19 protein-coding genes and 1 other annotated feature are annotated in these 18,860 nt (G+C 48.3%); of the genes, 18 read left to right on the top strand and 1 reads right to left on the bottom strand.

Going from position 1 to position 18,860, the window contains the following annotated elements; translation table 11 throughout:
• The first annotated feature begins 51 nt into the window (after positions 1-51).
• The 13 genes from ftsA to ileS all read left to right on the top strand — a co-directional run bounded on the left by ftsA (position 52) and on the right by ileS (position 12,801).
• Positions 52-1,293 carry a cell division protein FtsA gene (ftsA, locus tag I8U23_RS03975; RefSeq protein WP_037994956.1) on the top strand — a complete coding sequence of 414 codons (1,242 nt, stop codon included), beginning with the start codon at positions 52-54 and terminating at the stop codon, positions 1,291-1,293.
• 39 nt (positions 1,294-1,332) lie between these two features.
• A complete protein-coding gene (gene ftsZ, locus I8U23_RS03970; protein WP_037994954.1) occupies positions 1,333-2,481 on the top strand; it encodes a cell division protein FtsZ in 1,149 nt (382 codons plus the stop codon).
• Between the two features lie 186 nt (positions 2,482-2,667).
• Entirely contained in the window at positions 2,668-3,576 is a 909-nt protein-coding gene (gene spoIIGA, locus I8U23_RS03965; RefSeq protein WP_198050785.1) for a sigma-E processing peptidase SpoIIGA, read from the top strand.
• 17 nt (positions 3,577-3,593) lie between these two features.
• Positions 3,594-4,316, top strand: coding sequence for an RNA polymerase sporulation sigma factor SigE (gene sigE, locus I8U23_RS03960; protein WP_037994951.1), 723 nt, complete (start codon positions 3,594-3,596; stop codon positions 4,314-4,316).
• Between the two features lie 74 nt (positions 4,317-4,390).
• Positions 4,391-5,167 carry an RNA polymerase sporulation sigma factor SigG gene (gene sigG / locus I8U23_RS03955; protein ID WP_037994949.1) on the top strand — a complete coding sequence of 259 codons (777 nt, stop codon included), beginning with the start codon at positions 4,391-4,393 and terminating at the stop codon, positions 5,165-5,167.
• A gap of 150 nt (positions 5,168-5,317) precedes the next feature.
• A complete protein-coding gene (locus I8U23_RS03950; protein ID WP_049720287.1) occupies positions 5,318-5,614 on the top strand; it encodes a YlmC/YmxH family sporulation protein in 297 nt (98 codons plus the stop codon).
• A gap of 53 nt (positions 5,615-5,667) precedes the next feature.
• Positions 5,668-6,501: a peptidoglycan editing factor PgeF gene (gene pgeF, locus I8U23_RS03945; protein ID WP_037994946.1), complete on the top strand. Its 834-nt coding sequence runs from the start codon at positions 5,668-5,670 to the stop codon at positions 6,499-6,501.
• Positions 6,498-7,199: a YggS family pyridoxal phosphate-dependent enzyme gene (locus tag I8U23_RS03940; protein WP_037994944.1), complete on the top strand. Its 702-nt coding sequence runs from the start codon at positions 6,498-6,500 to the stop codon at positions 7,197-7,199. Before pgeF ends, I8U23_RS03940 begins: the two co-directional genes overlap by 4 nt.
• Before the next feature lie 26 nt (positions 7,200-7,225).
• Positions 7,226-7,636: a cell division protein SepF gene (locus tag I8U23_RS03935; protein ID WP_037994942.1), complete on the top strand. Its 411-nt coding sequence runs from the start codon at positions 7,226-7,228 to the stop codon at positions 7,634-7,636.
• Positions 7,637-7,646: 10 nt separating this feature from the next.
• On the top strand, positions 7,647-7,907 hold the full coding sequence (locus I8U23_RS03930; protein WP_037995137.1) for a YggT family protein: 261 nt from the start codon (positions 7,647-7,649) through the stop codon (positions 7,905-7,907).
• Between the two features lie 28 nt (positions 7,908-7,935).
• Positions 7,936-8,694, top strand: coding sequence for a YlmH family RNA-binding protein (locus I8U23_RS03925; protein WP_049720286.1), 759 nt, complete (start codon positions 7,936-7,938; stop codon positions 8,692-8,694).
• Between the two features lie 94 nt (positions 8,695-8,788).
• A complete protein-coding gene (locus I8U23_RS03920; RefSeq protein ID WP_049720285.1) occupies positions 8,789-9,703 on the top strand; it encodes a DivIVA domain-containing protein in 915 nt (304 codons plus the stop codon).
• A gap of 44 nt (positions 9,704-9,747) precedes the next feature.
• Positions 9,748-9,977, top strand: a binding site (T-box leader).
• 52 nt (positions 9,978-10,029) lie between these two features.
• Positions 10,030-12,801: an isoleucine--tRNA ligase gene (gene ileS / locus I8U23_RS03915; protein WP_198050784.1), complete on the top strand. Its 2,772-nt coding sequence runs from the start codon at positions 10,030-10,032 to the stop codon at positions 12,799-12,801.
• A 73-nt stretch (positions 12,802-12,874) separates the two neighbouring features.
• Here ileS and I8U23_RS03910 read toward each other — a convergent pair whose 3' ends face one another.
• The gene (locus tag I8U23_RS03910; RefSeq protein ID WP_049720283.1) at positions 12,875-14,227 is read right to left on the bottom strand and encodes an amino acid permease; all 1,353 of its coding nucleotides are present in this window, start codon (positions 14,225-14,227) and stop codon (positions 12,875-12,877) included.
• Between the two features lie 117 nt (positions 14,228-14,344).
• On the opposite strand from I8U23_RS03910, the gene I8U23_RS03905 reads away from it, so the two are divergent.
• The 5 genes from I8U23_RS03905 to uraA all read left to right on the top strand — a co-directional run bounded on the left by I8U23_RS03905 (position 14,345) and on the right by uraA (position 18,854).
• Positions 14,345-15,103, top strand: coding sequence for a TraR/DksA C4-type zinc finger protein (locus tag I8U23_RS03905; RefSeq protein WP_049720282.1), 759 nt, complete (start codon positions 14,345-14,347; stop codon positions 15,101-15,103).
• A 79-nt stretch (positions 15,104-15,182) separates the two neighbouring features.
• A complete protein-coding gene (gene lspA, locus I8U23_RS03900) occupies positions 15,183-15,671 on the top strand; it encodes a signal peptidase II (RefSeq protein ID WP_049720281.1) in 489 nt (162 codons plus the stop codon).
• Between the two features lie 17 nt (positions 15,672-15,688).
• Positions 15,689-16,612, top strand: coding sequence for an RluA family pseudouridine synthase (locus I8U23_RS03895; RefSeq protein ID WP_121874252.1), 924 nt, complete (start codon positions 15,689-15,691; stop codon positions 16,610-16,612).
• 193 nt (positions 16,613-16,805) lie between these two features.
• Complete coding sequence (gene pyrR / locus I8U23_RS03890) at positions 16,806-17,351, top strand: bifunctional pyr operon transcriptional regulator/uracil phosphoribosyltransferase PyrR (RefSeq protein ID WP_037995129.1); 546 nt, start codon at positions 16,806-16,808, stop codon at positions 17,349-17,351.
• 138 nt (positions 17,352-17,489) lie between these two features.
• The gene (gene uraA, locus I8U23_RS03885) at positions 17,490-18,854 is read left to right on the top strand and encodes a uracil permease (protein WP_037994932.1); all 1,365 of its coding nucleotides are present in this window, start codon (positions 17,490-17,492) and stop codon (positions 18,852-18,854) included.
• Positions 18,855-18,860 lie beyond the last annotated feature (6 nt).

Genomic DNA, 18,860 nt, shown 5'->3' with positions numbered 1-18,860 from the left:
AATGGATACCTATACATTAAGACTGACTCCCGGGCAAGGAGGTGCCCAGAATTGAGCAATGAGGATTTCGTTATCACTTTGGATATTGGATCTTCACAAGTTCGTGTCATCGTAGCCGAAATCAACGCAGACGGAACACCACACATTGTGGGAGTAGGGACGGCAGAGTCACAAGGAATGAAAAAGGGAGCCATCATCAATATTGATCAAGCCGTACAATCAATACGTGAAGCGGTGGATCATGCTGAACGCATGGTTGGCATAGAGATTTCCGAGGTGTTTGTCGGAGTGTCTGGACACCATGTCTCTTTGCAGCCGAGCCATGGTGTTGTTGCTGTTTCCAGTGAAGACAGGGAGATCAGCCTTCATGACATTGACCGTGTGTTGCAAGCGGCGCGTGTGATTGCGTTGCCGCCGGAACGGGCAGTGATTGAAGTCGTTCCAAAGCAATTTATTGTTGACGGCCTCGATGATATCAAAGATCCAAACGGAATGGTCGGTGTCCGGTTGGAAGTGGATGCGATCATTGTCACCGGGACCAAGACGATATTGACCAATCTGCTTCGCTGTGTGGAGCGGGCGGACTTAAATATCGCCGGAATGGTGTTTTTGCCGCTGGCCGTCAGTGAGCTTTGCCTGTCTGATGATGAGAAAAATCTGGGTGTCGTCATGGTGGACATGGGTGGCGGAACCACGACACTGACGGTTTATCAGCACGGTCACCTTGCAGGAACTTCCGTCATTCCGATTGGTGGGGAATACATAACCAATGACATTGCGATAGGACTCAGGACACAGACCAGTTCAGCCGAGGAAGTGAAATGCAAATACGGGGTTGCCTGTAAAGAATTTGCATTGACAGACAAGATGTTTAATGTGCAAACGATTGGAACGAGCAGAGACCGGATTGTAACCCAACTGGAGTTGGCGCAAATCATCGAACCCCGGCTGGAAGAAATGTTTCAGTTGATCCGCCAACAGGTCAAAGCCATGGGCTTTTCGGAAGAACCTGCCGGTGGTTATGTGTTGACGGGAGGAGTCATGGCAACACAGCATATCCTGCATGTTGCGCAAAACCAATTGGGCGGAGCCGTACGGATTGCCACTCCCCAAAATATTGGCGTCAAAGAACCCTCATACACCGGCGGAGTCGGCATGATTCACTACTTGCATAAACGCGGGGCTTTCCAAACCGAGTCGCATCGAACCTCCCATCACCCTCCTCGCCAGAAAAAGCAGCGTGGACCGTCGGCTTTTGAAAAAATGAAAAACTGGTTAAATGAATTCATTTAAAAAGATTTTGGTAAGCTTTTGTATTGGAGGGACAAGAATATGTTGGATTTTGATCTTGAAATGGAACAAATTGCCCAGATAAAAGTCATTGGTGTCGGTGGTGGCGGAAGCAATGCAGTCAACCGGATGATTGAGGCGGGCGTGCAAGGGGTCGAATTTATTGCCGTCAACACGGATGCACAGGCTTTAAACCGCTCCAAGGCGCCTGTCCGCCTGCAAATCGGGGAAAAATTGACCAGGGGGCTCGGAGCCGGAGCCAAACCGGAAATCGGAAAAAAAGCGGCTGAAGAAAGCCGGGAACAAATCGAAAGCGTCTTAAAGGGAGCCGACATGGTGTTTGTCACCGCCGGAATGGGTGGAGGCACCGGAACCGGAGCGGCACCGGAGATTGCCGCGGTGGCCCGTGAATTGGGGGCGCTGACTGTCGGTGTGGTCACCAAACCGTTTACTTTTGAAGGACGGAGAAGAGCGAATCAGGCGGAACAAGGGGTTGCGGCATTAAAGGAAAATGTGGACACGTTAATCGTGATTCCCAACGACCGGCTGTTGGAAATCGTTGATAAAAACACCCCGATGCTGGAAGCGTTCAGAGAAGCGGATAACGTGTTGAGACAAGGGGTTCAAGGGATTTCTGATTTGATTGCCGTCCCGGGGCTCATTAACCTTGACTTTGCGGATGTCCGCACCATTATGACGGAACGGGGTTCGGCCTTGATGGGAATCGGTTCGGCCAACGGGGAAAACCGCGCTGCCGATGCGGCCAAAAAAGCGATTTGCAGTCCTTTGCTCGAAACCTCGATCGAAGGAGCCCGCGGTGTGTTGATGAATATCACCGGAGGCACCAATTTGAGTTTGTACGAAGTATATGAAGCGGCGGATATTGTGACCCAGGCTTCCCACTCGGAAGTGAACATGATTTTCGGGGCTGTCATTAATGAAGATCTCAAAGATGAAATTTTGGTCACGGTGATTGCCACCGGCTTCGATCATGAAGAGCAAGAGAAAAAGAGCGCCAAACCGCAATCACAGGGAAAACCTTCATTTGGCGGAAGGGAAGATAACAATTTGAACCCGTTCCAACGCTTGCAAAAAGACCCTGCCCCCAAAAAACCGGATGAAGAAAGCATCATGGATCCTTACGGCAACTTGGAAGTGCCCACTTTCTTACGCAACCGCAAAAACAAATGAACGCCTGTTTGTTGCAACCGGACTCCTTCGGGATTCGGTTGCTTTTTTTGTGCATGCCGTGCGGATGGAGCCTGCATGTTGTTTCCCGGTTCGACGAAAAAAGTCAAATGGGGTTGGCAAGTTTAGACAGACTTTGAAATATAGATTAAGATATACTATTCTCACCCCGATTTGGAGAGAGAGCTTATGACAGTGTATGCGGATGTGATTTTCTTTCTCAACAGCGCAATTGATTTTTTGCTCCTTTGGCTTACTTCCGGGATCCGGAAGCAAAAGGCTGTCTGGTGGCGGTTATTGCTTTCTGCCCTTCTGGGCGGGTTTTACTCGATGTTGCATCTGTGGCCGCAATTTTCCATCGCTTACTTTTTGCCGGTGAAAATCATTGTTTCCATTTTTATGATTTGGATTGCTTTTGGTTTTAAGGATCCGGTTGCTTTTTTCAGGAATTTGGGAATGTTTTATCTTATTTGCTTTATTACGGGAGGAGCGATGGTTGCTTTTCACTATGTCATGACCGGTGACAGCCAGGTGGCCGGAGGCATTTTTTACACGGAGTCCCAACATGGTTGGGGATCCCCGGTCTCATGGGGGCTGATCATTTTCGGATTTCCGTTTGTGTGGTTGTACACCCGCTTGTCATTGCGTTCGTTGGATGAGCGGCAAATGTTTCACCAATTCACAGCCGATGTGAAAATCCGTCTGAAGGATCAAGAATTGTGTTGTGTGGGATTGGTGGACACCGGAAATCAATTGCGGGACCCGATCACCCGCGTGCCGGTGATCATGGTGGAATTGGAGCAGTTAAAACCGCTGCTTCCGGAACCTTTGTGGAAAATAGCAAAAGAGCCGGGGTTTGAAAAAGACTGGGATGAGCTGCCGGCGGATTGGATGAATCGCATTCGCCTGATTCCTTATCGGGCGGCCGGAACAAAGAATAATCTCCTGATGGCCCTCAAACCGGATTATGTCATCATTTCGCAAGGAGAAAATGAGAATAAAATCAAGAAAATTCTCATAGGTATAGATGTCGGAAGTCTTTCATCCGACGGGACTTACCAGGCGATCATTCATCCATCCTGTGTATCAGCCGTTTAAAAGAGGGGGTAAATGGGATGTTTGCCAGATGGAAAATGGCGTTTCAATTATTTTGGTATCGTATTTTAATTCATTTCGGGCTGAAGGGAGAAGAAATCTATTATATCGGAGGCAGCGAAGCCCTTCCGCCGCCGCTGAGCAAAGAAGAAGAAGCCCATTTGTTAGAACGGCTTCCAAGCGGGGATTCGGCCGTCCGGGCCATCCTGATCGAAAGAAACCTGCGCTTGGTTGTGTACATCGCAAGGAAGTTTGAAAACACCGGGATCCATATCGAGGATCTGGTTTCGATCGGAACCATCGGTTTGATTAAAGCGGTGAACACCTTTGATCCGGAGAAAAAAATCAAATTGGCCACCTATGCTTCCCGTTGTATCGAAAATGAAATTTTGATGTTTTTGCGCCGCAACAACAAAGTCCGGTCGGAAGTTTCGTTTGACGAGCCCTTAAACACGGATTGGGATGGAAATGAGTTGCTGCTGTCTGATGTATTGGGGACGGATAATGACATCATTTGCCGCGACATAGAAGAAGAAGTGGATAAAAAAATTTTGCGGACGGCATTATCGCATCTATCAGACCGGGAGCGGAAAATTATGATTTTGCGTTTTGGTCTGGATGGCGGTGAAGAAAAAACACAGAAGGATGTCGCGGATCTGTTGGGAATCTCTCAGTCCTATATTTCCCGTCTTGAAAAAAGAATTATTAAGAGATTGCGTAAAGAATTCAATAAAATGGTTTAATTTCATTTTCATTATAAATTCTCCTTCGCAGGACATACTGTAAGTTAGTTCCATCCTGAGGAGGAGAATTTTTCATGGCACGAAACAAAGTGGAAATCTGCGGTGTGGATACATCAAAACTCCCGGTCCTGAAAAACCAAGAGATGCGTGTATTGTTTCAGAAATATCAAGCCGGAGACCTTGAAGCGAGGGAAAAATTGGTCAATGGGAACCTGCGCTTGGTATTGAGTGTGATTCAGCGTTTTAACAACCGTGGAGAATGCGTGGATGATTTATTCCAAGTCGGATGTATCGGATTAATGAAAGCCATTGATAATTTTGACCTCAGCCAAAATGTTAAATTCTCAACCTATGCCGTGCCGATGATCATCGGAGAGATCCGTCGATATTTGCGGGATAACAATCCGATTCGCGTATCCCGGTCGCTGCGGGATATTGCATACAAAGCACTGCAGGTTCGCGATCAACTAACCAACCGGCATTCCAGGGAACCGACGATCTATGAGATATCGGAAGCATTAAATGTCCCAAAAGAAGATGTAGTGTTTGCACTGGACGCAATTCAAGACCCGGTTTCGTTGTTTGAACCGGTTTATCAGGATGGCGGTGATCCGATTTTTGTCATGGATCAATTAAGTGATGACAAATCCAAAGATATGCAGTGGATTGAAGAGATTGCGCTGAAAGAGGCGCTGAACCGGTTAAACGGAAGAGAAAAAATGATTTTGTCCATGCGTTTTTTCGAAGGAAAAACACAAATGGAAGTCGCGGATGAAATCGGCATTTCCCAAGCTCAGGTTTCACGCTTGGAGAAAGCAGCCATACAACAAATGAATAAATTTATTAATTAAAATAAACCGGAGCTTGCCAACGGGTGGAAATGGCAAGCTTTCTTTGTTACGGAAAAAGTTCCACTTAAAAAAGGGATGTCCCAATTACATTTTCTAGCCTGTTTACATATATATAATAAAAATGAAATGGCAAACGGAGGGCATCTTCCCATGAAAATATCCGAGTTGCAGGAAAAAGATGTGGTGAATATTGCAGACGGGCGCAAGTTGGGACAAATTTATGATTTGGAGTTGGATATGCAAAAAGGCGTGATCCAAGCCATTGTGGTTCCCGGGGAAACGAGATGGTTCGGGCTGGTTTCCGGGGGGCATGAGTGGGTGATTCCATGGCGTCACATTGTAAAAATCGGTTCGGATGTGATTTTGGTCCGGTTGGACAGCGGCCGCTCCTCCCCGATGGCACCCCCTTCCCATTCCATGTTACCGGACGGTGATGAGTACCGTTAATCGGTTTGTTCCGGTGTGAAGATATGGTAATATGGTTGGAAGGGAGGGTGTATATGGAGCCTTTTCGTTATCAACAGAAAAGTGGCGTGCCTTATTTTACGGTGGATGCATGGGAAAACGCATTTCCTCATCTGACCGTGGGTTTTAGCGCCAAAGATCACAGAGAAGATAAATTTTGCCGAAATTACGCACTTCATGTCGGTGATCAACCAAAACAAGTCGTATCCAACCGGAAAGAACTGTCTTCTGTGCTTCAGATGCCTTTTTCCGCCTGGACTTGCGGCGAACAGATCCATGGTGTCCATATCGAAACGGTGGAAGAGAAACACCGGGGATATGGAAAAGACGCGCGGAAAACCGCTTTCCAAGACACCGACGGTATGGTGACAAACGAAACCGGAATCTTGTTGGCGGCCTACTTTGCCGATTGTGTTCCGCTTTATTTTTATGCCCCCGATGTCGATTGGATCGGGATTGCGCATGCCGGTTGGAAAGGAACGGTCGGGGGAATCGGTTCAAAAATGGTCAGACGTTTGCAATCGCTTGGAGCAGATCCCGGAAAAATCCGTGTCGTGATTGGTCCGTCGATCGGCTCCTGTTGTTATGAAGTGGATGAACGGGTATACCGGCCGCTGGAAAACATATTGTCTGATGAAGAAGCCGTAAATGAAGTCGCAGTAAGTCGGGGACGGGGCCGCTGGCAACTGGATTTGAAAAAAGCCAATGCTAAAATTTTGGAAAAAGCCGGCGTCCATCCGCGACATATCCTTTTGTCCCGATTTTGTACAAGCTGTGATAAAGATTATTTTTATTCCCATCGTCGCGATCAGGGAGAAACCGGACGAATGGTTGCATACATCGGAAAGAAGGAAAGGGGATCGGAATGAACGAATTTGCTAACCGGTGGGAAAAAGTGAAACAACGAATCGAGCAGGCGTGTCAGCGTTCCGGCCGGGATCCAAAGGAGGTTCATGTGCTTGCGGTCACTAAATATTTAGATACAGAAGCGACTAAAAACATATTGGACCTGGGGTTGGAGCATGTCGGCGAAAACCGGGTGCAAAACGCCCTTCCCAAATGGGAGGAGTTAAAGGACCGGGGAACTTGGCATTTTATTGGCCATTTGCAACGGCGGAAAGCAAAAGATGTGGTTGGCAAGTTTTCCTATATCCACTCGCTGGACCGTTTTTCCCTCGCGGAAGAAATCAACAAACGGGTTTTGCAAGGCGGATATCCGCCGCAACGTTGTTTTTTGCAAGTCAATGTCTCGGGAGAAGAATCAAAATATGGAATTTCTCCTCAAGAATTAGAAGAATTTGCCCGTGAGGTGGCGAATTTAAACACCATTGACATCACCGGCCTGATGACCATGGCACCCATTGCGGACAACCCCGAAGAAGTGAGGCCTGTCTTTCGTGAATTAAAACGATTGCAAGGAAAATTACAACGGTTAAACCATCCCCGTTTGCAAGTACCTCATTTATCCATGGGCATGTCCCAAGATTTTGAAATTGCCATTGAAGAAGGAGCGACTTGGGTGCGATTGGGCTCTGTTTTGATTGGGGGTGAAAAACGGGGTGGCTAGCCTTTGTGTCGGGAGGCGATTTCCTAATGACATTCATGGATCGGATTATGGGTTTTTTCGGCGTGACCGATGAGGATTTGTACGAAGAAACGGAAGAAGAGCAAGGAACTTCCAGTCCGAAGGGACGAAACAATGTGGTTTCGCTCCATACACAAAAAAACATTCGTATGGTATTATTTGAACCGCGCGCATATGAAGAGTCGCCGGAAATTGCGGATCACTTGAAAAGCCACCGCCCTGTGGTTGTCAACCTGCAAATGGTCCGCCGCGAACAAGGGGTGCGGATCATCGACTTTTTAAGCGGTACCGTCTATGCTTTGGGAGGAAACATTCAAAAACTGGGTGAAAATATCTTTATTTGCACACCGGCGAATGTGGATATCCAGGGATCGATCACAGATCTGTTCAAAGAGGAAGAGGCAAAAAATTTGAGGTGAAGTGGAAAAAATGATTTACTCCATCGTGAACCAGTTTTTCAATATCTATTCGATTGTGCTCATCATTTATGTTTTGTCTTCGTGGTTTCCCAATTTCAGGGACACTCCGGTGGGCGTTTTTCTCGCGAAAGTTTCCGAACCGTATTTGAGCGTGTTTCGCCGCTTCATTCCACCGATCGGCGGGATGATTGACATCTCCCCCATCGTGGCGCTTTTTGTTTTGCATTTCGTAGAATTAGGCGTTTATACAATTATCGGTTGGGTGCTATAATTCTGTGATGTCAAAAGAGAATATTTTTATGCATTTTCGTCCGGAAGAACGCCCTTTTGTGGAACGTTCTTTGGACTATGTGCACCGCGCATCCGACAAAAACCAATTCGTTGTCACTCCATTTTTGGATCCGAGAGAGCAGTTTATTCTGACGTCGGTTGTCAAAAGGGAGCCGGCTCTTCTCTTCTGTCTGGATGGCGGGTATCCGGAAGCAGAGCGAAAGCGCGCTTTGATTGCTCCCGATTATTACGGGGAAAATCCGGAATGGACGGATTTGGTTTTTTACAGACTTGAAACAAAAGATTCAAAAGAACTGAAACACCGTGATGTATTGGGAGCTTTGACGGGTTTGGGAATCAAACGGAACATGCTGGGGGACATCCTGCCACACGCAAAAGGATGTGATATTATCGTTGCCGGCGAGATGGCGGAATATATTTTTTTGGGTATTGGACAAGTCGGACGCCATCGTGTTAGTATAAGGAAGATTAATCGCGCGGAACTGACTCTTCCCGAAAGAAACGGAAAGATCCGGACGGCTTCTGTGGCCTCGATGCGTGTCGATGCAGTAATATCAGAAGGTTATCGGGTCTCTAGAACAAAGGCTGCGTCCATGGTGAAAAGCGGTAAGTGCAAAGTGAATTGGAAATTAGTGGATCAACCGGATTATCCGGTGGCGCCGGGCGACTTGATTTCACTAAGAGGATTTGGACGTTTGGCTGTAGAAAGTATTGAGGGACATAGCAAAAAAGGAAGAATATGGATAAAACTGAGTACTTATCATTGATGGGAGCCCGGATGGATTTTTGCAGGCTTTCGGAAGGACGTTTTTTCATTTTGTAGAATAAGAATGCGTGCAATTTTTTCAGGAGGTGCGAAAGATGCCATTAACACCTTTAGATATACACAATAAAGAGTTTAAAAGATCTTTCCGTGGATATGATGTTGATGAAGTGAACGATTTTCTTGACCAGATTATTAAAGATTTCGAACTGCTCACACGGGAAAAACTGGAACTGGAACAACAAGTGGAAGAGTTACAGGCAGAGATTGAGCGTTTGATGGAAGACGAGTCCATGTTCCAAACCGGGCCGCAGCAAATGCAACAACAGCAGCAAGCCGCACAACCGCCGGCGCCGGCACCGGCACCGCAACCGATGCAACGTTATCCGGAGCCTGTTCAGCATCCGTCGCCTCAAGCATTGAGCTCGATGGAACAAAGCATTCACAAGTCGATCCGTGTGGCTCAGGAAGTGGCCGAGGAAGTTCGCTTAAACGCCAAGAAAGAAGCCGAGTTGATTGTTCAGGAAGCAGAGAAAAATGCCGACCGGATCATCAACGAAGCATTGCAAAAGGCCCGTGCCATCCACAGCGAGCTGCTTGATTTGAAACAAAAAGCCACCGTCTACCGTGCACGTTTCCGCACACTGGTGCAATCGCATCTGGACATTCTGGAAAACTCCGATTGGGAATCTTTGGAAGAGTTGGAGTCCGGTTTGGAAGAGCAAGGTAAGAAACTTGAACAATATGCGGAACAGGATCAATCCCGGGAGATGTTGATGGATCAAAACACCCAGGAGTATAAAGACTTCAACACCCAGGAGTATCAGGATTTCAACACCCAAGAGTACCAAGATTTCAACACGCAGGAATTCCAGGATTTCAATAACATGAACAATGTCGAAGATAATGCCGTCATGGACGAAGTCGCCGCTTCTTCTTATTACGAAGAAGAAGAACCACGCCGCGAGTTGCGCAGAACATCCAGAAAACTGAAGAAGAAAGCCATGTTTTAATGGACACGCCGATGTTCTGGGAGATCAGCAAAAGAGAATCAGGGCTAATGGTAAAGAAAGGGAAGAGTAGATAGGTAAACTCGTGTTTGCAGCGAATTAGGGATGGTGTAAGCCTAATCCGAGTTTCTATCGAAAATCACCCTGGAACTGTCACCTGAAATTGGAGTAAGGTCGACCGCGTCATCCACGTTAAGGATGGTTGAGAGGTTTTGTCTCCAATTCAAGGATACGAAGCCAGTAGGGTGGTACCGCGGGAAACCTTCTCGTCCCTAGAGGATGCAGAAGGTTTTTTTATGTTTTTAGAAAGGATAAAGGAGTGATCACACATGCCGGACTACCGTCAAACATTAAACCTGCCGAAAACCGATTTTCCAATGCGCGGGAACTTGCCCAACCGTGAACCGGAAATGCAAAAATGGTGGGATGAGATCGACATTTATCAGCAAGTGCTGGAAAAAAGAAAAGGAGCCAATTCCTTTATTCTGCATGACGGCCCTCCTTATGCCAACGGGGATTTGCACATCGGGCATGCTCTGAACAAAATTCTCAAAGATTTCATTATCCGGTATAAATCGATGAAGGGATATTATGCTCCTTACATTCCCGGTTGGGATACCCACGGTTTGCCGATTGAGCATGCCATCGTCAGCAAGAAAAAAGTGGACCGGAAAAACGTGGATCCGGTCAAATTCCGGGAAATGTGCAAAGAGTATGCTTTATCCTTTGTCAATAAACAAAAAGAACAATTCAAACGCCTGGGGGTCCGGGGAGACTGGGACAACCCTTATATTACGTTGAAACCGGAATATGAAGCCGAACAGATCCGTGTGTTCGGGGAAATGTTGAAAAAGGGTTATATTTATCGCGGGCAAAAAGCCATTTACTGGTCCCCGTCTTCCGAGACGGCACTGGCCGAAGCGGAAATTGAATACCGTGATAAACGCTCGCCGTCCATTTATGTTTTGTTCCCGGTGAAACGGGGCAATGATGTGCTTTCGGATGACAACACCTATGTGGTGATCTGGACCACCACGCCTTGGACGATTCCCGCCAACCTGGCCGTTGCTTTGCATGAGGATTTTGAATACAACCTGGTTGAGGCGAATGGACGCAAACTGGTGGTCGCCAAAGCATTGTTGGAGAAAGTGATGGAAGAGGCCGGCATTTCCGATTACCGGGTGCTGTCAACTTTTAAAGGGAATGAGCTGGAAGGCGTCATTTGCCGGCATCCGCTGTATGACCGGGAAAGTCCCGTCATCTTTGGAGATCATGTCACTTTGGATGCAGGGACCGGTTGTGTTCATACGGCTCCGGGACACGGGGAAGAGGACTTTTATGTCGGACAAAAATACAATTTGGGAGTGCTTTGCCCGGTGGATGAGAAAGGGCGCATGACGGAGCAAGCTCCCGGCTTTGAAGGATTGTTCTATGACGATGCCAACAAAAAAGTGACGGAAAAGCTGGAGGAAGCCGGTTACTTATTAAAATTGGGCTTTATCACCCACCAATATCCCCATGACTGGCGGACCAAAAAACCGGTCATTTTCCGGGCGACCGAACAATGGTTTGCTTCGATTGACGGATTCCGTGAAGCAATGTTGGAAGAGATCCGGAAAGTCAAATGGACACCGTCCTGGGGAGAAATCCGCCTTCACAACATGATTGCCGACCGTGGAGATTGGTGTATCTCGCGGCAGCGGATTTGGGGCGTCCCTTTGCCGATCTTTTATTGCACCAAATGCGGCCATCCTCATGTGACCGATGAAACCATTGATTATATTGCCAATCTGTTTAAAGAACGGGGCTCTTCAGTCTGGTATGAAAAACCGGTTGAAGAATTGATGCCGCCAAATTCCACCTGTTCCGAATGCGGTCATGACAAGTTCCGCAAAGAAACCGATACGATGGATGTGTGGTTTGATTCCGGCAGCAGTCATCGTGCGGTTTTGGGAGGACGGGAAAACTTGCAATGGCCGGCGGACATGTATTTGGAAGGATCAGACCAATATCGAGGCTGGTTTAACTCGTCTCTGTCCACCGCCGTGGCAACCAAAGGGCAAGCTCCATATAAAGAAGTGCTGAGCCACGGATTTACCTTGGACGGAGAAGGGCGGAAAATGTCCAAGTCCCTGGGGAACGTGATTGCCCCGGCCAAAGTGATCCAACAATATGGTGCGGATATCTTGCGCCTGTGGGTGGCTTCTTCGGATTATCAGGCTGATGTGCGGATTTCGGATGCCATCTTGAAACAAACAGCCGAAGCTTACCGGAAAATCCGGAACACGTTCCGCTTTTTGCTGGGCAACTTGAACGGATTTGATCCCGATTCGGATCGTTTGGCTCTGAATGAACTGACCGAATTGGACCGTTATGCGCTCATCAAGCTGAATCGTCTGGTCGAGCGGGTGAGCAACTCTTATGATGAATATGATTTTCACCAAGTATACTATGACATCCACCATTTCTGCACGGTGTTTTTAAGCCAGTTCTACCTGGATGTGTTAAAAGACCGGCTGTATGTATTGCCCACGGATTCGGAAGTGCGCCGTTCGGCACAAACCGTGTTGTATGAAGTCTTGCTGACACTGGTGAAAATCATCAACCCCATCCTGCCGCATACGACGGAGGAAGTCTGGAAATACATTCCGGGCGATCGTGAAATCAGTGTGCAACTTTGTGATTTCCCGGTTGCAAGAGAAGATTGGTATGACGAAGCTTTAGAGAAAAAATGGGATGAATTGTTGACCATCCGCGATGTGGTCTTAAAAGCGATGGAAGAAGCGCGGGCCGAAAAATTAATCGGAAACTCGCTGGGAGCGACTGTCGAAATCACACCGAATCCGGAAGCCGGGGAGTTGCTCAGGTCGACAGATCATTTGGATCAACTGTTTATTGTCTCCGATGTCGTCCTGAACGAAGCTTCTTCTGAAGTGACGGCGGAGGAGAAGGTGAAAGTGACGGTTCGTACGGCGGAAGGAGAAAAATGCGAGCGCTGTTGGGTGATTTCCCCGACTGTGGGTCAAGATGCCGACCATCCGCATCTGTGCTCGCGCTGTGCCACCATTGTGAAAAAATTGGGTGTCGATTTGAGCGAATAAAACAGAAAACGCAACAAATCAAAGCCCCCTTCTCAATAAAGAGAAGGGGGCTTTGGATTTGTCGTGCGTAAAATCAAGAAGAAGAGTCGGGCAACGGCTGATCCGCAAGGCCCGATTTGAACCGGGCCGCGCAAAACAGTACGATCATCATGGACAGGAAGACCATGCTGTTAATAATGTTATCCGGATTCAGCAACAGTGTGATGAAAATCACTGACAATACGGCCAGGGTGAAACCTGTCAAATACGGGTATAAAGGAATTTGGAAAAAAGGTTTTTCCTTGTATTGCTTCCGCAATTTCAACTGAGAAAGGCAAATGATGATCCAAAGCATGATGGTGGTGTAACCCGGAATTCCCATCAGATATTGAAACACGCTCTCTTCAGCCGCCATGGCGACAACCGACCCCAGAAGCAGGCTACCGGCGCACAGAATGAGGCTGTAAATGGGCACGCCGTTTTTGTTCAACCGGCTGAAAATCGCAGGGGCCTCTTTTTGTTTTGCCAACGAATACAGCACCCGGGAGCTGGAGTAAATCCCGGTGTTGGCTGCCGAGGTCACGGCGATCAGCAGGATAAAATTCATGATGTGCGCCACGCCTTTTAATTCCAAAGCGGAAAAGACGGTGACAAACGGGCTTCCTGCCTCGCCGACCTGATTCCAGGGCACCAGTCCCATGATGATAAACAATGGCAATACATAGAACAGGCAAATCCGGATAATGATATCTTTAATCACTTTGGGCAAGGATTTTTCCGGATCTTTCATTTCGGTGATGGTGAGCCCGATCATTTCGGTTCCACCATAGGAGAAGATTACAATCAAAAGGGAGGAAATCACGCCTTTCCATCCGAGGGGCAAGAAACCTCCGTGTGCCGTCAGATGGGTGAGATACGGCGGATTTTCCGTCGGAAACCATCCAAACATCAATCCGGAACCCAAAATGACAAAAGCCATCAGTGTGAACACTTTGATGCCGGTCAACCAAAATTCCACTTCTCCGAACAGGCCGACACTCAAAAGGTTTAAACCGACCAGCACCAAAGCGACCATAAAGCTGAGCAGCCAGACCGGAAGGCCGGTAAACCAGTAATGCAAAAAGGTTCCGGCGGCCACGATTTCCACGGCCATCACCAAAATCCACATGATGAAATAAATCCAACCGACCACAAATGAAACTTGGTATCCCAATGCTTTATAAATGAGTCCCCTTATGTCCAATCCTTTGTTGGCCAGCGCCATTTCCGCAAGCGATCCCATCACGATAAACAACAAAACTCCGGCGATCAGATAAGCGATCAGTACCCCGGGGCCGGCGGATTGGATCGTTTCTGCACTGCCCTGAAAAATTCCCGCTCCGATTGCGCCTCCCAAGGCAATCATTTGAACGTGGCGAGGGCGTAATTTTCTTTGCAATTGGCTCATTCGATGTTTTCACCCCACTTTATTACCCAAAAGCATAACAGTATAAAAGTGAAAAAGAAAGGGGTTTAATAAATTTGCGTTTATTCCAAATTATCAAATCGTCAACGGATGGGATACATGAAAAGGAGGTCAGGCGGAGAAGATATTGCTGACTCCATCAAACAGGAGGTGAAATGTAAAGTGGCAAATCCGGTTGTCCAACAAAGGCTGCGTCAAAAATTGGAACAGGAAAAAAGCCAAATTGAAAAACGGTTGAAACAAAACGATTCATACAGCATGGATCAAAGCATGAACGGATCGATCGGCGAATTGTCCGGTTATGATAACCACCCGGCCGATTTGGGGACGGAGATTTTCGAGCGGGGCAAAGATTTGGCCCTGAATGAAAATGATGAGCGCCGGTTGAAGGAAATTGACAAGGCGCTGGAGAGGATGAATCAGGGAACCTACGGGATCTGCAAAGTTTGCGGCCAAGAAATCGCGGAAGACCGGTTGGAAGCGGTGCCGACCACAGAGTATTGCGTGAATCACCATCCGGAGCAACATTCCTCCATCAGGCGTCCGGCGGAAGAAAAAGTGATGGATTCCGGCGGACGCAATCAGGACCAAAGTGACAAGAATTTTTACGATGGAGAAGATGCCTGGCAGGATGTGGAACAGTACGGCACTTCCAATCCCCCGGATTTTTTTGTGGAAGGAAGAAATTATAATGAGTTGATGATTGATTCGCATGAGCACCGGGGGTATGTCGACTTGACGGAAGGGTTTTCGATTACGGATTTATCCGGGAAAACGGATGAGATCACAGAAATCACCCACAATGATGCCTATGCTCAAAAAGAGCGGGAAGAACGGGAAGACGACCCGTTGTCGTAAGCTTGTGAGAAGACTCCGGCCTGTGCTACAATCGGAGGGATAAAAGGATTATCGACGGTGGGGGACAGGAGGAGGACTCTTGAGATATTATTTGATTGCGTTACTCATTCTTTTATCGGATCAAACCACAAAATGGCTCGTTGAACATAAAATGAATCTGTATGAATCGATTCCGGTGATTGACGGTTTTTTCTATCTGACCTCGCACCGGAACCGGGGAGCCGCATTTGGCATTTTGCAGGATAAAATTTGGCTGTTTGTCTCCATCACGCTGATTGTCATTGGCTTTGTGGTTTATTACTTATGGCAGGTCAAAGATGAAAAAAACCCATGGATGCCGACGGCGTTTTCCCTGATTTTGGGCGGTGCCGCCGGCAATTTGATCGACCGGATCCGGTTGGGAGAAGTGGTGGATTTCCTGCATTTCCAATTCGGTGCTTATCAATTTCCGATCTTTAATCTTGCGGATTCATCGATCGTGGTCGGCGTTTTTCTGCTCGTGGTGTTGACTTTTGCCAGTCCCGCGGCAGAAAAAGAGCCTTTAACCAAAGTGAGGGACACGCAATGAACGAGTCATGGGAAAACATGGAGCATTATGAATGGACAATCGATGATTCTGCAGACGGGGAGCGGTTAGACAAATTCCTTCCCCAAAAAAATGAAGAATGGTCGCGTGCACGGGTTCAAGAATGGATCCGTGCCCAATTGGCTTGGGTGAACGGAAAAAATAAAAAAGGAAATTACCGTTTGAAGCAAGGGGATGTGGTCACCCTCAATGTCCCGCCGGTCACAGAGGCCGAAATCCGCCCGGAACCGATTCCCTTGGACATCCGTTATGAAGATGAGGATGTCATTGTGGTGAATAAACCCCGGGGGATGGTGGTGCATCCGGGACCGGGAAACAATTCGGGAACGTTGGTTCATGCGCTTTTGGCCCATTGCGGGGATGAACTGTCGGGGATTGGAGGGGTTGCCCGCCCCGGAATCGTTCATCGCATTGACAAGGACACCTCCGGGTTGTTGATGGTGGCTAAAAATGATCTGGCACACCAGTCGTTGGCGGCACAATTGAAGGAGCATTCGGTTGAGCGGGTGTATGTTGCTTTTTGCCATGGCGTGATTCCGCACGATCACGGCACAGTGGATGCCCCCATCGGAAGGGATCCCAAACACCGTCAGCGAATGGCTGTGATCTCTCAAAACAGCAAACCGGCGGTGACGCATTTTTTTGTGCGGGAACGATTTCAACAGGCGACATGGGTGGAGTGCCGGCTGGAAACGGGCCGGACGCACCAGATTCGGGTACATATGAAATATATCGGGCATCCGCTCATTGGGGATCCGGTCTACGGTCCGAAGAAAAATCCCTATGCGATTGAGGGGCAAGCCCTGCATGCACAAGTGCTCGGCTTTACGCACCCGAGAACGGGCCGGCGTATCCGTTTGGAAGCGGAGTGGCCGGAGGATATGAGAAAAATTTACAAGGCATTAAAGCAGCCGTTTTGTTGACAATCACAAAACCAACCGGTATGATACAGATAAGTGAAAAGGAACCTTTAAATCCAGTCCAGTGAGGCTGGCAAGGGCACGGAAATGTAAAAAAGGGTTGGTATGCCCTTTTTCAGGAGGTCTTTGTCTGCCGTCTGGCAAGACAAAGACTTTTTTTGTGCCGCCGAAATCAAAGAAGGGAGTTCTTGAAAGCATGGGAAAGGAAAAAGTGATCTTGGATGAAGCAGCGATTCGCCGGGCGTTAACCCGAATTGCACATGAAATTTTGGAGCGGAATAAAGGCGTGGATGACTGCGTTCTGATCGGGATTAAAACCAGAGGGATTTATCTGGCTGACCGGCTGAAAGAACGGATCCATCAGATTGAGGGAAAATCCCTTCCTTGCGGTGAGTTGGATATCACGCTTTATCGCGATGATTTGACGGAAAAAAATGATCAACCCGAAGTGCGGGAAACCAACATCCCGGACATCAACGGAAAAAAAGTGATTTTGGTCGACGATGTTTTGTTTACGGGAAGAACGGTTCGGGCCGCCATGGATGCTTTGATCGACCGGGGACGGCCGCAGATGATTCAATTGGCTGTCCTCATTGACCGCGGGCATCGCGAACTGCCGATCCGCCCCGACTATGTCGGCAAAAATGTTCCCACCTCCCGGGCGGAAGTGGTTTCGGTTTATCTCTCGGAAGTGGATGAGGGAGAAGAACGGGTCAGTATCCGACAACAAAATCAAGGATAGCATCAATCCCTTTTAAATCGGTCCAGTGAGTCCGGCAAAGGGATGCGGTTGACAAACAAGCGCTGTATTGTTTTACTGCGTCTCTTTGCGTATGGGCAAAGAGACGTTTTTTTATCCTCAACAAAGGAGTTAAGGCCAATGAGTTCACAAAAAATTGTCATGGATGTGCATGAAAAACCCAAAGCTTTGTCATGGCTCTTTCTCAGCTTTCAACATTTGTTCGCCATGTTTGGCGCCACGATGCTGGTGCCGTTGTTGACGGGGATGAATCCGGCCGTCGCACTGTTATCCAGCGGAATCGGGACGCTGGCCTATTTGATTGTGACACGGGGCAAAATCCCGGCATATCTGGGGTCTTCGTTTGCCTTCATTGTTCCGGTGATCACCATTTCCCAAGGAGGAAAGCATCTGGGTGAAGCGTTATTCGGATGTTTCCTGGTCGGGATTGCCTACGGAGTGGTGGCCCTGATTGTATACCAGTTTGGCGTGAAATGGCTGGATCATTTGCTGCCCCCGGTTGTAATCGGCTCGGTGGTGATTGTCATCGGCCTTTCGCTGGCAGGCACGGCGGTGGACATGGCCAGCAAAAAAGAAGTGATCGTGGACATGCCGCAAACCGCAAGCGGATGGGCGGCATTGGACGGAACCATTCAATCCGTCGATCCGGAAAATGAAAAGGTTCAATTGCAGGTTTATTCTTTGGAGAACTTTATCGTGGCACTTGTCACCTTGGGAATCGCCATCACGGCCAATTTAGCATTCAGCGGATTCCTTCGCTTCATCCCGATACTGCTTGGGCTGATTGGCGGATACCTGACGGCTTTGATGATGGGGATGGTGGACTTTGCCACGGTGAGGGAAGCCCCGTGGTTTGCCGCTCCTGAGTTGACGGCACCGGTCGTTTCGTGGCATGCGGCTGTGGTGATGTTGCCGGTGGTGTTGGTGGTGTTGGCCGAACACATCGGACACTTGGTGGTACAAGGAAACATCATGGGCAGAGACTTGGTGAAAGATCCCGGATTGCACCGTTCTTTGTTGGGGGATGGGCTTGCCACCAGCATCGCTGCCCTGGTCGGCGGCCCTCCGGCCACCACTTACGGGGAAAACATCGGGGTGATGGCCATGACCCGCATTTTCAGTGTCTGGGTGATCGGAGGAACGGCTGTCCTGGCTGTCATGTTCAGTTTCGTGGGAAAAATATCGGCACTCATTCAAACCATTCCCACTCCGGTGATGGGCGGCGTTTCGATCCTGTTGTTTGGTGTCATCGCCTCCAGCGGGTTGCGGATGCTGATTGAAAATCAAGTGAACCTGGATAACCGTCGCAACCTGGTGATTGCATCGGTCATTCTGGTGATCGGAGTCGGAGGGGCGTTGCTGAAATTGGCCAACATCCATCTGGAATTGGAAGGGATGGCGTTGGCAACCGTCACCGGCATTCTGCTCAATCTGGTCTTGCCTGAAAAAGATTCGCGGCAAAAAGAGTTGGCGGAAGCAGCCTGACAGACA

The organism is Thermoactinomyces sp. CICC 10735 (genome assembly GCF_016055175.1).
Classification (GTDB): domain Bacteria; phylum Bacillota; class Bacilli; order Thermoactinomycetales; family Thermoactinomycetaceae; genus Thermoactinomyces; species Thermoactinomyces vulgaris.
This window is presented reverse-complemented; position numbering and strand designations above follow the sequence as displayed.